At 40.1% G+C, this 16,191-nt stretch carries 12 protein-coding genes; 1 reads left to right on the plus strand and 11 read right to left on the minus strand.

Annotated features, from left to right (window positions below; all coding sequences use genetic code 11):
- Positions 1 to 16: 16 nt before the first annotated feature.
- The 8 genes from ACH0BF_RS13225 to ACH0BF_RS13260 all read right to left on the minus strand — a co-directional run bounded on the left by ACH0BF_RS13225 (position 17) and on the right by ACH0BF_RS13260 (position 8,744).
- Positions 17 to 1,210 carry a glycosyltransferase gene (locus ACH0BF_RS13225; RefSeq protein WP_340854336.1) on the minus strand — a complete coding sequence of 398 codons (1,194 nt, stop codon included), beginning with the start codon at positions 1,208 to 1,210 and terminating at the stop codon, positions 17 to 19.
- A gap of 15 nt (positions 1,211 to 1,225) precedes the next feature.
- Positions 1,226 to 2,614 (minus strand): sugar transferase, encoded by a 1,389-nt coding sequence (locus tag ACH0BF_RS13230; RefSeq protein ID WP_406909462.1) that lies wholly within the window; start codon positions 2,612 to 2,614, stop codon positions 1,226 to 1,228.
- A gap of 65 nt (positions 2,615 to 2,679) precedes the next feature.
- Entirely contained in the window at positions 2,680 to 3,732 is a 1,053-nt protein-coding gene (locus tag ACH0BF_RS13235) for a glycosyltransferase family 4 protein (RefSeq protein WP_340854338.1), read from the minus strand.
- Positions 3,707 to 4,984: an O-antigen ligase family protein gene (locus ACH0BF_RS13240; RefSeq protein WP_406909463.1), complete on the minus strand. Its 1,278-nt coding sequence runs from the start codon at positions 4,982 to 4,984 to the stop codon at positions 3,707 to 3,709. The genes ACH0BF_RS13235 and ACH0BF_RS13240 overlap by 26 nt, the downstream gene beginning before the upstream one ends.
- A complete protein-coding gene (locus ACH0BF_RS13245) occupies positions 4,971 to 6,431 on the minus strand; it encodes an oligosaccharide flippase family protein (protein WP_340854340.1) in 1,461 nt (486 codons plus the stop codon). Before ACH0BF_RS13245 ends, ACH0BF_RS13240 begins: the two co-directional genes overlap by 14 nt.
- A gap of 20 nt (positions 6,432 to 6,451) precedes the next feature.
- Positions 6,452 to 7,072: a CpsD/CapB family tyrosine-protein kinase gene (locus ACH0BF_RS13250; protein ID WP_406909465.1), complete on the minus strand. Its 621-nt coding sequence runs from the start codon at positions 7,070 to 7,072 to the stop codon at positions 6,452 to 6,454.
- On the minus strand, positions 7,023 to 7,793 hold the full coding sequence (locus ACH0BF_RS13255; RefSeq protein WP_120030858.1) for a YveK family protein: 771 nt from the start codon (positions 7,791 to 7,793) through the stop codon (positions 7,023 to 7,025). Before ACH0BF_RS13255 ends, ACH0BF_RS13250 begins: the two co-directional genes overlap by 50 nt.
- 21 nt (positions 7,794 to 7,814) lie before the next feature.
- Entirely contained in the window at positions 7,815 to 8,744 is a 930-nt protein-coding gene (locus ACH0BF_RS13260; RefSeq protein ID WP_340854342.1) for an NAD-dependent epimerase/dehydratase family protein, read from the minus strand.
- Between the two features lie 250 nt (positions 8,745 to 8,994).
- On the opposite strand from ACH0BF_RS13260, the gene ACH0BF_RS13265 reads away from it, so the two are divergent.
- Positions 8,995 to 9,237, plus strand: a complete 243-nt coding sequence (locus ACH0BF_RS13265; protein WP_120030854.1) for a helix-turn-helix domain-containing protein — start codon at positions 8,995 to 8,997, stop codon at positions 9,235 to 9,237.
- Positions 9,238 to 9,387: 150 nt separating this feature from the next.
- Here ACH0BF_RS13265 and ACH0BF_RS13270 read toward each other — a convergent pair whose 3' ends face one another.
- From ACH0BF_RS13270 to ACH0BF_RS13280, 3 genes are all read right to left on the minus strand, one after another.
- Complete coding sequence (locus ACH0BF_RS13270) at positions 9,388 to 10,281, minus strand: hypothetical protein (RefSeq protein WP_406909510.1); 894 nt, start codon at positions 10,279 to 10,281, stop codon at positions 9,388 to 9,390.
- A gap of 246 nt (positions 10,282 to 10,527) precedes the next feature.
- A complete protein-coding gene (locus ACH0BF_RS13275) occupies positions 10,528 to 12,261 on the minus strand; it encodes a phospho-sugar mutase (RefSeq protein ID WP_340854343.1) in 1,734 nt (577 codons plus the stop codon).
- Positions 12,262 to 12,727: 466 nt separating this feature from the next.
- Entirely contained in the window at positions 12,728 to 15,772 is a 3,045-nt protein-coding gene (locus ACH0BF_RS13280) for an ATP-binding protein (protein WP_406909466.1), read from the minus strand.
- Between the last annotated feature and the right edge of the window lie 419 nt (positions 15,773 to 16,191).

Raw genomic sequence — 16,191 nt, forward strand, 5'->3', positions numbered from 1 at the left:
TCCCCCGTTCCGTTTTTTAATAGTTATCTGCTTTTGTATAAGTGGAAATCAATCGGTCCGTCACAACCTCCTCTGAAAAACGGTGGGCTACAAACTCTCTAGCCCGCCCGGCTAATTTGGCTGCCAGCTCTCTATTAATCAGCAACTGTTCAGTATGCTCTACAAATTCTTTATTCTGTTCACAGATCAGTGCTTCTTCATTGTGTGTGAAGCCAATGCCGGAATTTGTAATGTTGCTCATCACGATGGAACACCCTAAAGCAGCTGCCTCCAATATCTTATTTTGCTGCCCCGCTCCAAAGCGAAGGGGACAAACGTATACTGCCGCTTTCCATTGCCACGGTCTAATATCCTCTACAAATCCAGTAACCATTACACCGCTGATTTTGCTCAGTTTCTGTACATCTGCTGAAGGATAGGCTCCAACAAGCCAGCATTCCAAATCAGAAAATTTTTCTCTTAAAGGAAGGTAAATATCCTTCACAAGCCTCATGGCTGCATCGACATTTGGGGCATAATTCATTGTCCCTGTGAATACCAAGGCTTTCTTTTTATCCTCAATTGAATGGTTCAAGTGGAAGTAGGATAAATCAATATAATTAGGCACCACGTTCACTTGTTTGGCCCGCCTTGAATGAAGAAATTCTTTGTCAGCCGGGGAAGTAATAATGGTTTTTACACCTTGATCTCTTATAAAGCTTTCATATTTTTTCATCCGGCCCAACTCCCCTTTAACCGCTAATTTCTCAAGCGGGTTCTTCGCCCAATGGTATCGCCTTTCTAGATTAAGACTGATGGCATCTATGTAATCCACTACCACTGTTGAATTGGAAATATTCAATGAAGAAAAATTATGGAGAACTTTCGATTGAATATGGATGACGTCATAGTGAACCTGGCTTGTAATGCTTGTAAGGAAAGCTTTCAATACTGGAAAAGAATGGAGCGACACACTTAAGGGATAGCCTTTCAGAAGAAAGCTTCTAATGATTGAAAGAGACTTATTTTTCACCTTCATTTTCTGTTTCTCTTTGCCGCTTCCTTCTATCAAAGAAGAAGCACAGCACCAATGTGCCTCGTCTTTCTCCTGGAATAAAAAGTGAACCGTATGGCCTTTCTTCACCAGGCTTTTCATTTGTTGAAAAGCTCTAACCTGATCTCCTTTTCCCGGAACCTTTGGCATTCGATGGGTAATGAATAAGATCTTCATGCTATATATTCTCCTTTACTGGCCGGCAGCCTGATTTTGACTGAGCAGCTGCAATAATCTCTTTTTCTTCTGAGAGTTTGTTTCTACTACTCCTTCAGCTTTGTTTTTCTGGAAGATAACCCAGATGGTTTGGAATAAAATTTTGATGTCATTTCCAAAGGAATAATGACGAATATACATTAAATCAAACCGTAGCTTATCTTCAGGAGCAGTCGTATAATTGGCCATGACTTGTGCCAGCCCGGTCAATCCAGGCTTCACAGTCATTCTGTTTGAATATTCAGGCAAATATTGCTGGAATTGATCGTAAAAAAACTTTCTTTCCGGACGCGGCCCCACCAGGCTCATTTCCCCTTTAAGCACGTTGTATAATTGAGGCAATTCATCGAGCCGTGTAGCCCGAATCAATCTGCCAATCGCTGTGATTCGGGGATCACGTTCTGTTGCCAATACGGGACCGGTATCTTTTTCTGCATTTTGGACCATGCTCCTAAACTTATAAATTTGATAGGGCTTTCCATTCCTTCCAAGCCGTTCCTGCTTAAACAAAGCAGGTCCTTTTGATGTAAGCGGGATAAGCACCCACAAACAAATAGTCACCGGACTAACAGCTACAAGAAGGATAGCTGCTACCACAAAATCGAAAGCCCGTTTCACTGCACGTCTCGCTCCACTAAGCTTTGTAGGAGGAATAGACAGGACTAACATATCATCCACTTGCTGATGAACTGACCCGTGAATAAATATTTCAAAGAGCTGGGGTACAACCAACACTTCTTTCTCTTGCTTGGCGCAGAGATTAATCAGCTCACTTCTTTGCTTTCCATTGATGGAATCACTGATTAATACGACGTCGATCTCTTTCAAACAATCTGTTAATTTGTCTTTTTCTTTTAAGGTGACAAGTTTACTGACAATAAACCATCCTTTGTGATGGGAAAGTAGTTTATCAGCTAAAGATAAGCCGTTTTTTTCATCTTCTGCGATGATTAACAACCGTTTTCTTCCGTGAACCATTCTTATTACCTGCCAAATAATAAGACGGCTCAATAGAATTGAAACAGCGTGTATCAACGAAGCAGTTAAAATCAATTGTGTGGAAAACGTTTCCATTGGATAAACAATATTAGCGATGGTTATTAAGACCGCTACTATTCCGAGTGATAATAAAATCGTGCAAGCCATCTGCTGAAAGCTTTTTCTTTGCCAATCCATATAAAAACCAAATAAATAAAAAATAATAAAGGCTATGGCTGAAACCCAAGGAGCTGCCTGCACATAATGAAAAGGAACAGCCGACTCATTCGACAGCCAGTAGACAGTTAGATAACCTAAATGGATGAATGAAATATCCAATACAGCAAGAGACATTTTGCCAATCCGCCCTTCACTCCCCCTGCTCATTCCAATCCCTCTTTCTATTGGTAATTTCGTTCTTTATAAAGAACACCCAAACAATAAAACTCCTTTTATTTTTCATTTAAATACTCTTTCATGGTAGAGCTGACCATTTTTTCTAAAGAAAAATTCTTCTGTACCCATTCACGAGCACGCCTAGCTATTCCTACTCTTAACTGCTGATTTTCTTTGAGTGACACGATATGTTCACAAAAACTTTCTGCTGAATAGTCCGGTACAAGATAACCAAGCTCAGAGCTGATAATAGCTTCTTTAATTCCGCCTGTGTTCACTGAAACTATCGGTGTTCCGACAGCCATTCCTTCGAGAACAACCAATGGAAACACTTCACGATGAGAGGTTAAAACGAGTACGTCCATCTCTTTAATAAAATTCTCCGGATCGTTCACTTCCCCCCTCATATGCACATGGCGAGTAAGGCCCCACTCTTCAATCATTTGGCTGATTCTTACATATTCCGGCCCCTCTCCACCTATATAAAATTGTATATCCGGATCATTTTTCAACTTTCTCGCAATTTCCAGAAATAATGTATGGTTTTTCTCCGGAGACAGCCTTGCCAAAATCCCAACTTTAAATCCGTTCTTTCTTTCTTTTTGATGATACGTGAATTGGTTTAAATCTACTCCATTGTAGATCGTTGTTATCTTGCTTGGCTGGATACCAAGCTGCAAAAGATTCTCCTGCTCATAGCCGCTCACTGTAATAATTTTTGTTATATGCCTGTTTAACAGCTGAGCAAAGAGCGGACGAAGATTTTTTTCCATCATTGTCACGTTATGCTTGGTATAAACGATCTTTATTCCCTTTTTAATTAACCTCTTCATTGCTATAGCATAAAGGGCCATTCTTAAACTATTTGCATGGATAATGTCAATATCATGTTCCAGCACTTTTCTTTTAATGGTCAACAGATTAAGAAGATGATTGCTGCGAGACAGAGGCGTAAAATGCTCTTTATTACTGATTTTCCCGAATAGTTCCCCCTTGCCTGCCGCTGTATAAAAGACCAGTTTTGGATGGTTCAATTGGTTCTCCAATTTACAAAAGTAATGTTCGGCTCCGCCTGTTATTAGCTTATCTGTCATTAACAGCACATTCATTTCCATAGACCTCCTTGTCAGTGAGTTGACGATCCTTCACTTTCTGCTGTTTTGTAAGCCGCACTCTTTTTTCCTTTCGCAAAACGGTTGAAAGAACAGCAAGATATAGAAGAAATACTTCATTAATAATCAAAGAAAGAGACATGATCTGCAGTAAAAATGCTACAAAACATAAAAGCAAATATAAATGCGCTCTCCTTAAATGGCGATTCATAAGTTGAATGAACACCAAAAGAAGAAATAGAAAGTATAAAGAAAACCCTATTAGACCCGATTCCGATAATATTTGCAAAAAGGTATTGTGCGTGTATAAACTCTCTCCATAATGCGCTTTGTTATATTCAATAAAATTATCGGCCCCTATTCCAACAACAGGATGTTCAAGAAAGTAGTTCCACGCCCGACTCCACAATTCAAAGCGCCCGCTTCCCCCATCACTTGAAAAGTCTTCTATTCTTTTTCCGATCAGCCCCACAATATTAACCTTCATGACAACTACGGCTATGTAACCTGCCGCGATAGAAATGATGCCCAATGTACCGAGTGTCCGCCATCTTGCAGCAGAATGGCTGATTGCTGTGTAAAGCAAAATAATCAGGAGCATAGATAATATGCCGCCTCTTGAAAAGGTTAAGACCGTCGTGAGCATGCAGAGAGCAAACCCCGCTTTATTTCTCCAGCTAGTCATATTGGTCAGAAAGTATGTAAAGAAAATCATATTATAAAAAACATACAGATTCGGATCTTCTAGCAAGCCGATCAGTCGCGGATAGCTTCTGTCCATAAGGACCCCGTAACTGGAAATCATCTCTTCCGATACTTGGAATCCCACTTTTTTTAATCCTATGGCATATAACAGAAGACTTACCATATTAAACAATAAACCTGACTTGGCAATGGCCTCTTGTATTGCATTAATTGAATATTTCTCTAAAACGAACCTTAAAATGAAATAACAGCTGATCAGTAAGAAAATGCCTGCCATAATACGAATACTGGCAAAAGGATAAGCGGAAAAAATGCCGGTAAAACTGTAGAATAAATAGAATAATAACATCATGATTTCGAAAGCATGCATTTTCTGAAAAGAGAAAACAGAAAAATGAAAAAGTAAATATACACATAAAAAGACCATGTAAGGCTTTAAGGCAAAGCCAATATATAGGTTATATTTACTTAACATAAAGAAAAAAAGCAGTAAAAACAGACCGGTGTGACGCTGCTTTTGATTAGTAGACTTAAGAAATCCCATCTTTTATCCCTCGCTTTACCGCCTCTTCGCTCTGGTCTTTACAAATAAGCTTCATTAATTTGCGCATTAAGCCCCGATCGACTGCTATGATCACTAGAAGGGATAACAAGTGAAGAACAGCAGCAAGCATAGGAGAAGCCGAAAAGAAAGAACTCGTAACTGCAAAAAAAGCAAGAAAGAACAATAAATAAGGAAGCAATACTTTAACCGCTAAAGCTTTTCTGTCCGGATTCAAGAGCCAATAGCCTGCTAAAGACAGCAGCTCGACAGCGACCCCTGCAAAAGCAGCGCCTTCCACTCCATATTGATGGCTAAAAGCCATATAAAAATAAATCCCTCCGACAAGAGACAGCGCCTGGACAGTTGTTCGCCGAGACTGCAAAGCTTTCGTCGTTAATCCATCAGCCAACGCTATATTGACGCTTTGCAAGACAAGCAGAAAAGACAATATTTGCAAAGCTTTCGCAGCGAATAACCACTCTTCCCCAAACAATGTGCCAATGATGATTTCCGGTATGTAAAATAAAGAAATCGTCATCGCCATACCTAGCAGTGCCATCATTTTTAGCTGCAACATATTTAACTGCAAATGCTCGATCTTTCCTTTGCTGTTATAGCTTTTAAATAACGCCGGATAAAATGCGCCCGCCAATACCCCTGGAATTTGATATAAAGCCGAAGGAATCCGGTAAGCAACAGCAAAAAATCCCACCTGTTTGAGCGTTAATGTTTTCTCCAGCACAACTGGCCCTAGCTGTGGAAGGAGGACAATTAATAAACCACTTATCATGAAGGACAGCACATTCTTCAACATCCCTTTATGAAAAGCATAGTGAAACCGGATCGCCGTCCGCTTTCCGATCAGGTAAATTCCTATCACTCCTGCTAATAAATAAGATAAACCATACAAAAAACAAATGGCGTATGGGTGCAACGACAAGGTTATGCCTGCCAAAATAGAAGTGACGAGCAGCACGGCTGAACAAATACGGATTACTCCTAAATATTGCATCTCTTCCGTAAGTTGAAAATAGGTGATGCTAATGCTCTGTAAAGCTAAACCTATCACCATGGGCACGATCAAGAAATACATCGTTTTCATTAACTCTGGCTGCCCTTGATACAACAGTTGAATCAGACAGAAGCCGCCCGCAAATGTAATTCCCAATAACACAGCTCTAATTTTGATAAAGGAAGAAAGAACAGCTGGGAGGCTAATCCCTTTCTTTGACCCTTCGCGAAGCACTGCTACGCTGATCCCAGCATCTGTACAGTAACCCATAATTAGTGAGTATGCTAAGGCAATGCTGAACATTCCATAACTGTGAGAATTCAAATAGTTTGCTAAAATGACAAGTGTAACAGCGTTCAACCCACTCGAAAAAGCGGTACTATAAAATAAGTGAAAGACATTTTTACCAATGGAGTTTTTTTTTCTGCTATCCATTCATCATCACCTGCATAACTTCAACTTGTTTGATAAATTGCCCCTAAAAAGTTATTGTTTGTTCTTTCCAGTATCTTTTTCACTTGCAAAGCATCGGCTTCTTTTGTTCGATTTTCTTGAATGACAAGAAGCACACCATCGCAGGCAGATGAAAGGATTTGAGAGTCAGCTGCATCCAAAAACGCCGGTGTATCTAGGACAATGACGTCGTAGCAGCGCTGCCAAACAGTTATTAACTGCTCTATTCTCTCTAAGCTTTCAAGATGGATGGAGAAAGATCCAGCAGAAAGTATATCTAGATTTTGAACAATTCCTTCCATGACCTTTCCTTTTTCTCCCCTTAATAAATTGCTCAAACCCGAAGCATTTCGGAAACCAAACAACTGGTGAATCACTGGCTTTCTGAAATTCACGTCAACCAGCAGCACTTTTTTCCCTGCTTCTGCAAACGAACTGGCCAGCTTTGAAGAAATAAGCGGCTGCCTTCTATTTTCTTCTGGAGAGGTCACCATTAAAACTAGATTTTCATGTTTAACCGCATGTTGAATATTCATTTTCATCATTCGGATCTGCTCTGTACTCAACCACTTGTCAGGAGATGGAAGTCGCCTGATCCACCTGTTTTTCCTTCTCTTTAGCAACCAATTGCCTCCTCTCTGGATCATATTCTTCGTAAGGGCGTTTTTCTTTGCTGCTTTTCCGGAATTCTATCTTGCTATCAAACTTCCCTAACAGCGGCATGCCAAGTAAATTCTCCACGTCGTCTTCTTTTTTCACTGAGTCATCCAATTGCTCACGAATAACAGCTAGACCAATCCCCGATAATAGTCCAGTTATAAGGGCAATCGCCAGGGCTGCTACTTCATTATTTTTCTTGATAATCCCATCGTTTTTTTCCAAAATTTTCACTTGGTTGAACTTGAGAAGCGTGTTCATTTTCTCAAGTGATATGACTGCTGTAGTTTTGGCAATATTTCGTGCCAGTTTTTCATCCCGGTCTTTTACCGTTATAGTAACGATTTGAGAATCTTTATTGTTTTCAATAAACAGCTTTTCCTCTAATGAGGTTCCTCTCAAATCAAGCTCTTCTTTTACTGCGCTTAAAACAATCGGACTTTTTATAAAGTCCACAGAGGACGCTAGCATTTGTGGAATTTTTTGTGTTTCCTCATAAGAATTTTCTGTATTTGTATTTTGCAGATTACCAATCAAAATATATTCACTTGCTTCATACGTCGGTTCAAAAATATAAAAGACAGCCCAACCAGTGACTACTACTACGATCACTGCAGTTACACTGATCAAAATCATTCTTTTCTTGATTAAATTTAAAAACCCCTTTATAGTCATATCCTCCTGCATAACAGCTTCTCCTTCCTTCCGTCAGCTCTGTATGACCATCTCTTTCTGGTAATAATAAATCGTTTCTTTTAACCCTTCTGCCAATGAATAAACCGGCTTCCACCCAAGCACAGTTTCTGCTTTTTTATTTGTTAAACAACTCGCCTTAATATCTCCTGTCCGTTCTTCGCTAAAAATAAGAGAAGAAACATTCCCAGCGATTTCATTCATTTCTTTTACCATATCTAATACTGATGTTTGCTTTCCTGTGCTGATGTTGATAATCTCATTTTCACCATGAGTGAGCGCAGCGACATTGGCTTTGGCCACGTCTTTAACAAAAATAAAATCTCTCGTCTGGTTTCCGTCTCCGAGCACAGTCAGCGGCTGGCTGTTTAAAAGTTTTTCAATAAAAATAGAGATCACTCCCGCCTCTCCATTGGCACTCTGTCTCATGCCATATACATTGGCATAACGCAAAATCGTATACGTTAATCCATGCAGCTCTGAAAACAACCTTATGTAGGCCTCCGCATGCTTTTTTGATAATCCATAAAAAGAGAGGGGATTCACCTGATGGCGTTCATCAACCGGCAAGTAATCAGGATTGCCGTATAAAGCAGCAGTGGAAGAAAAAATCACTTTTTTTACGCCATACTTTACGCACGTTTCAAGCATATTCACAGTACCAACAATATTTTCTTCAATATCGTTGAGCGGCTCTAGAAAAGACTTAGCAACTGAGACCTGTGCAGCTAAATGAATGACACAGTCTGGCTGAAAATCCGAGTAAAATTCCTCTAATTCTTTTTTTCTAACGTCTCCTTCATAAAATACAGCGGCTGCAGGGACTTGCTCTCTCTTCCCAGAGGAAAGATTGTCAACCACTGCTACCTGGTGATCTTGCGCCAGTAATTCCTCTGTAATATGTGAACCAATAAATCCAGCTCCGCCTGTAACTAACACTCTCATTCTCTTCTTCCTCTCCCATCGATAGATAATAAACCTTTAATTGGGATATCTGACTATCTTTTCACCCGTTTGTTCTTTTTAGAGAACAACCTTGATGTGAGTATACCATGTGGCTCCGCAATAAATAATAGGTAATTGGACCTGTTTATTCTTTATAAAGAACATTTTTTTAATTTTAGGCGAAAAAATAACCTAAAAATATTCAATTATGCGTTATAATGAACAAAAACCAAAAAAGGAGAATTCTAACATGATAGGTAGGCGTATTAAACAATTGCGTGAGGAAAAAGGATATTCACTGACAAAACTTGCTAATGAAGCTCATATTTCAAAATCCTATTTATCAACGTTGGAGAGTAAAGCCATGACCAATCCGTCCCTGCGCATTCTTTCCCAAATTGCCTTGGCTCTTGAAACCACTCTAGATGATTTAATTGCATCTGAACCGCTTCGGAGAAAAAAGCAACCAGCCCTCAGTAGAAAAGGCTGTTAATACAGACAGTTAGCTAGCTAGCTAGCTAGAAAATTGATGAAACGACATAAAAAGAAGGAAACTACATTCCTTCTTTCTAGTTTCCTTATTATCTCATGACGTTCTTATATTTTTCTGATCAGCTTCTTACACTGACGACCCACTTGCTCTTTATCTGCCAATTTTATTATTTGTGCCATTATCGCTAATCCGGTTTAGCGGGATCGACGGGATAAGAATATCCGTTGCGTCTGATGCGGCAGTCAAGTCTATAATCGGATTTTTATGGGGAATAGAGGCTAAATCCCACACCATTCCTTCAAGTCTATTATACTGTCCAGTAATTCTTGCGATCTTTTGGGTAGCTGTTGAAGGCTGTATTTGCAAATTTGTCCATTGGTTGCCACTGCACTCATTAGGGACGGTTAATCCGCTCTCCATGTGGATCATGGTCACACAATCATCCAATGAGGCATTGGTAAACCGGTTAGCATTTACCCAGGCCATGCCCGTTGCCGGCTTTTGCGCTTTCAATTTCATACCAGTAGCCATGCCCGCTATTTTCACATTTTCAAAATTAACATAAGAAATTTCATGTCCACTGCCGCCTGAAAATAAGGATATTCCTGTTCCTTTATGGCTACCCGACCAGTTAATTACATTTAATTCTTCAATTTTAGTCCGATTCCAGACATTATAATATTTGTGTTTACCATCTAAACGAATCACGTCCGAATTAAAAGCTGCATCGTCAATAGCAATGTATGCTCCTGTAAGCACGGCGTTTCTCTCCAACTCTATTACTGGAAAGTTTCCATAAACGACGAAGGTTGTTCCATGCCCAAATTCCAGTCTTACTCCTTCTCTAACGATTATAGGAGCAGTGATGTTGTAAGACTTATCTGCAAGCAGGACAGTTTTTGTATTGTTTTGCCTGGCAAATTCAATCGCATTTTGTATTTGCAAGGAGTGGTTAGCTCCTTTAAAATCTTCCGAATATATTTTCTCTATTTGCACCAATTTCGTTCCTCCATCCTTTTTCAGGACTAAACACTGTCTGTCTATTTATTTTATTTCATCTGGTCTATATTGGTGCACTTTACAAGCTATTTTCGTTGCCCTTTGTAGCTAACAGAAGGCTTGTTCCCAATGAGCTGCTTATTTTAATTGGCAAATCATTGCTGTATCTACAAGGACAAGATATAACATGAATTCATCTCCCTTTGCTTTTCTAAAAAAATAAGCCAGCACTCCATAAAGGTGCTGGCGGTTACTCTGCTTTATATACTAGTCTTTGCCGTTTTCAGTTCTCTATACTCTTACTAAATGATGAAGGATACTCATCATTTCTTTCTCGATACCTGCCAGCTTTTCTTGGCTATCAGGTATCGACTTGCCTTTAACGCCAAAATAGATTTTCACCTTCGGCTCAGTGCCTGAAGGCCGTATGCACACCCATGAATGGTCTGCCAATTTAAGTTTCAGCACATTTGATTTTGGTAAACCAGTTGGCCTTATTAAACCTGTTTTCTTATTTATGTACTCCCCTGTTTGATAGTCCGCTAGTTCAATGACTGCTATCCCGCTGATTTCCTCTAGCGGCTCCGTCCGAAACTTCTCCATAATCGCAGCAATTTTCTCTGCTCCCTCTTTTCCTTTCAGCGTCAGTGAGCGAAGTGACTCTTGATAGAACCCATATGTTTCAAAGAGCTCCATTAATCCTTCATACAATGACTTGCCCTTCCTTTTATAATCAGCCGCCACTTCTGCTATACATACTGCCGCTTGCACTGCATCTTTATCGCGTACAAAATCCCCAATTAGATAGCCGTAGCTTTCTTCATATCCGAATAAAAATGTGTGCTCTCCAGACTGCTCAAATTCTTTCATCTTTTCACCAATAAATTTGAATCCCGTCAGCGTATCCACTGTTAAAATGCCAAAAGCAGCCGCAATTTCCCTACCAATCTCAGAGGTAACAATTGTTTTCATTATCACCCCATTTTCAGGCAGCGTACCGCTCCGCTTTTTCTGTTCAAGCAGGTAATGCAGCATTAGCGCGCCTATTTGATTGCCCGTTAGAACGATATATTTTCCCTCGTGTTTTTTTACGGCTACTCCGAGACGATCGGCGTCAGGATCTGTTCCTATTAAAATATCAGCATTTCTTTCTTCCCCATAGCAAATGGCCATTTTAAACGCCTCATGCTCTTCAGGATTAGGAGAGACGACCGTTGGAAAATCCGGGTGGGGCAGCTCTTGCTCTTTTACGATCCTTACATCTTCAAAGCCAAACGCCTGCAACGCCGCTCTGATCGGCTTATTACCCGCTCCGTGTAACGGTGTAAAAACAATTGATACCTCCTTATTAGTTTCTGCCTGATTATACCTAATCGAATTTAACGCACGAATATAAGCCTGATCGATTGAATGGCCTATATAAGTAAGCAGGTCCTTTTCTATTAGCTCTTGTTCAGAAGCTGTTTCAACGGTCAGTTCGCTTCCTGCCTTCTTCACATAGTCAATAATTTCATCAGCCATCGCCGGCGATATTTGACTGCCATCTTCATCATATATTTTCAACCCATTGTACTCTGGTGGATTATGGCTCGCTGTAATCATTACGCCGGCATAAGCATGTAAGTACCTTACTGCGAATGACAATAGAGGTGTGGGATGCAATTCTTCGAACATATATGTCCGAATACCATGCCTGCCCATTGTTTTTGCAGTCTCCAGGGCAAATTCAGCTGACAGGTGCCGAGAATCATAAGCGATAACTACTCCGCGAAGCACAGCTTCTTTTCCCTGACTCAACACATATTGCGCCAAGCCTTCTGCTGCTTTTCGGACAGTGTAAATGTTCATTCGATTCGTTCCCGGCCCCATCTCACCACGCATACCGCCTGTTCCAAACTCTAGTTCTTTATAAAAACTGTCCTCAAGTAATTTTTCATCTTCTTGAATGACCTGTAGTTGACTTTTTAACGTATCATCCAATTGAATGTAGCTCATCCATTGGTCTAACTTAACTTTCCAATGCATACTTTCTTCTCCCCTTGCTTTTTACAGAGTAAATGCCTTCCCATCATTCGCCAGACTATAAGATAGCTATTTCTTTCCAAGCAAGTAACAAGCTTAATTTTATAAAATTCAAACAATTAAATCCAGGACTTCCTGACACGTTTTTTGACTCTCTCTTATTACGTCTCTTTTACTTTCCCTATCCCCCTCTTTTAGACAGGCTGTCTAGAAACCTGTTGCCTTTCATAGATATTTAAAGCGCTCTTCTTTACTAAAAATTAGCTGTCTCATATGTTTGATGTCTCTTCACGAGCGAAAAAATAATTTAGTAAGATGATGTTCGCTTAACCAGTCATAGATAAAGCGCCCTATCCATCTTATGTTATCGATAGGGCGAAATCATGATACGTTTAAATTTTGAAGGGAGATTCATCCAAAGACGAAGGTCAAATAAAGAAGAACCAAGCATTCTAGCTAGCCTTCCCGTTTATAGATGGGCATCGTGGTTTCCACTTGATGGGATAGGAAGAGAAAAAGCCACTTTTGTTCCTTTTCCTATAGCGCTTTGAATAGTTAGTCCTTGCCCGTACAGCTGAATAAGACGCTTATTCGTATTATAGAGACCGATGCCTCCTTGTTCAGGATCTTCTAATATCAATTTTATTTTCTCGCTCTCTATCCCACAACCGTTATCCTTAATGACCACTTGTATATGATCTTCTACTCTTTTCACAATTAAAGAAACAACCAACGGGTTAGTCTGCTCAGACCTTCCATGTCTCACCGCATTCTCCACTAGTGTTTGGATGGACAGCGGAGGAACAAGTGCCTGCAAGCTGTCGTCCTCTACCTCCCAGCAAATGGACAGACGTTCACCGAAGCGCTGACGCTCAATATATAGATAAGATTGGACAAGGTTCAGCTCTGATTCCATCGTCACCGTTTCCTGCATGTTGCCCCGGTCAAAGCTCTTCTGTAAATAGTTCCCGAATTCATGCAATAACTTGGCCATTTCATCATGATCAATTTCACTCAGCGCCACGATTATGTTAAGAGTGTTGTATAAAAAATGAGGCTGCATCTGCGCTTGAAGCAAAGCTGCCTCTGTACGAGCCTGCTTGTGCATTGATTGCTTTAACTGAAGAAGCGCTGAAACCCTTGCCATGAGCTCCGCCTTCTCCACCGGTTTTAAAATATAATCATTTGCTCCTGCCTGAAAGCCGGCTTCGATATCTTCCGTTTTCCCCCGTGCTGTCAATAGTAGAATCGGAAGCTCTGACATCGAGAACTTTTTCCTTACTTGAGAGGTTAATTCATAGCCGGACATTCGAGGCATCATGACATCCGAGATGATTAAACTCCATCTTTGATCATGCAGGTGTAAAAGCGCCTCTTCTCCATTTAAGCAAGTTGTCACCGCATAGCCTGCTTGTGCCAACATTCTCTTTAATACAGAGAGGTTAATTGGGTCATCATCAATCACCAGAATCGACTCAGTTTCTTCTCGAGCAAATGATGCCGCCACCAAATCAGGCAGTTTGTCTTGCTTTAATGGTTCCTCGATCCGCTCTCTTTTTTTCCTGCTAATCGGAAGAGAAAAGGTAAAAGTGGACCCTTCTCCTGGAGAAGAGATCACAAACAGTGTTCCTCCGTGCAGCTCAACTAGCTGCGCACAAATACTTAAGCCCAGCCCCATGCCGCCTCCCGCAGCAGTCATGCTCGAATCAGCCTGTTCATATGGCTGGAAAATCCGTTTTTGTGTTTCTTCATCCATCCCTATTCCAGTATCTTGAACAGAGATCACTGCCTGTCCCTCCTTCTCCAATGCAGAGACAGAAATCATCCCTTCTTCAGTAAATTTCAACGCATTTTGAATAAGGTTGAACATAACTTGTGCCATTCTATTCTCATCTGCAACCACCAATGGAAAAGTCTTTGGCACATCGTTGGTAAATACCACATGCTTCCCCTTTTTTGAAAATGCCAACAGGTCAAACACATACTCAACAATACTGTAAAGATCGACTGGCTGCTTGGATAAAGGAACATGGCCTTCTTTCAGCGCTGAGATATCTGTTAAGTCCTGTAACGTATAGGACATTTTTCGGGCAACTGACTCTATCATCTGCACCTGCCTTTTCGTTTCCTCAGACAGCGGGTCACTTAATAGTGACTGAGCAATATTGATCATCGCATGAAGCGGGTTGCGCAGCTCATGGGAAGTATTCGCCAGAAAATCATCTTTCATTTTATCTGCACGTTGCAATTTTGCATTCAATTGTGTTTTTTCTTCAGCTGTATAATAAAATCTCTTAAACCAAAAGAGAGCAAAACAAACAGTGCCAATTAGTAAATCAAATGGATAGAATGGTACAGCGATCCCCTTAAAAAATTGCTTTACCGCTCCCCCTAGTGCACTGGACGAAACAGCCACCACGGTAAAAACAAGATAAATCGTGTACGGTTCCTTGCGAGAAGCTACTTTATAGAAAAGAACTGGAACAAGAAACGCGAGTCCAAGAGTAATAAAACTATAAATAACCGATCTGAAATAATAAAACTCCTGATAGGGAAAAATAATCAAAGCAATAAGATAAATAGCTGTAAATAACTGAAACAAACGGAAGGTTCTATTGAACTGACCCGGTACCAGTGTTTTCAAGAAACTAAAACTGCAAACGACCGCGCCAAAATACAATAGATACGCAAGTTTTAATCTTGTTTCAAAAGCAATATCCATTGGAATAGCAAATCGGAGCAGTTGATCATCATCAATTAGTATGGAAAAACACATGCAAAATACAGCTGTTGCAAGCAAAAGCAAATTTTTCTTCTTAAAAACGAACATGTATAGAATAACTAAGTAAATTCCATGAAAAAAAAGAACAGCTGCAGTGATCAGCTGCATAGACATAGAGATTTGCTCATGATGTCTGACAGCCTCTGTTGTTCCGAAATACACTGGGCGTGAAATGCCGCCTGACCGTAGATAGTGAAAATTAGATACTTGAACCATTAGATCAATCTTGCTGTTTTTCGGCTTGACATTCACAGAAAAAGAACTGTTTTCTGGATGGGAGCTCACTCTATTTGTACCGAGATTGCCCATTTCTTTTATTAACTGACCGTTCACAAAAATACGAGCAGCAGATTGGATGCCCATAAATCGAATTCTGTATGTTTCCTGCTTATTTTGATCCGTTAAAATTGACAATTGAAAGGTGCCATACCCGTATGGATGTTTCTGCTTGTCCTGAATCCATTCTTTCCAATCAGAGGGAATCGGGACCTGTACAGCTTTTTTCTTTTGCTCTGACAAACTATCAGGTGTGAGCAACTGCTCTGGATAAAAAAGCCACTCTCCCTTTAACTGCATAGGTTTTTTTGATAGGTCTACTTTTGCCGCATCTATTATTCCTTTTTCTGCCTTTGGCATACTAGGGTCATTATAGATATAAAGCCAGGACAAACGAAGCCCTATCAAAACGACGATAAAGCAGAGGACAGCTAGCCATGTATTTCGTTTTTTCATGCTTTTTCATACTTGTCTGTTGTAGACATCGTCTTTTTTTCTTTTTTATCTATTAAAACTCTCATTTTTTATTGTCCTCTCCTTCATGTAATCATACATACTTCTAGTGCTGTACAGGAATAAGAAACATACAGAACATCGGATGGTCCTCATCCTACTATTCTTTTCTTACAAAATGCTTATCAATGCCAACAAGCAGCTTTGAAAAAGACACAAAGAAAGCTCTTCTACCGACATAAGGCAGCTTAATCCATTTATCGTGTCATTCTAATTGTTTTGCTCTTTCCATCGTCAAAGGATAGTTTTTTCATTTAAAAGGACTTTTCTCTTACTTTTCCTGCTCTCAATTTCCAGTATTTATGCGAAAAGTGCAATTTCACTCTTACATTTAACACTTTTTTCTCTTACAATATACTTAT

This window comes from Pseudobacillus sp. 179-B 2D1 NHS (assembly GCF_045370945.1).
In the GTDB taxonomy this organism is placed as follows: domain Bacteria; phylum Bacillota; class Bacilli; order Bacillales; family Domibacillaceae; genus Pseudobacillus.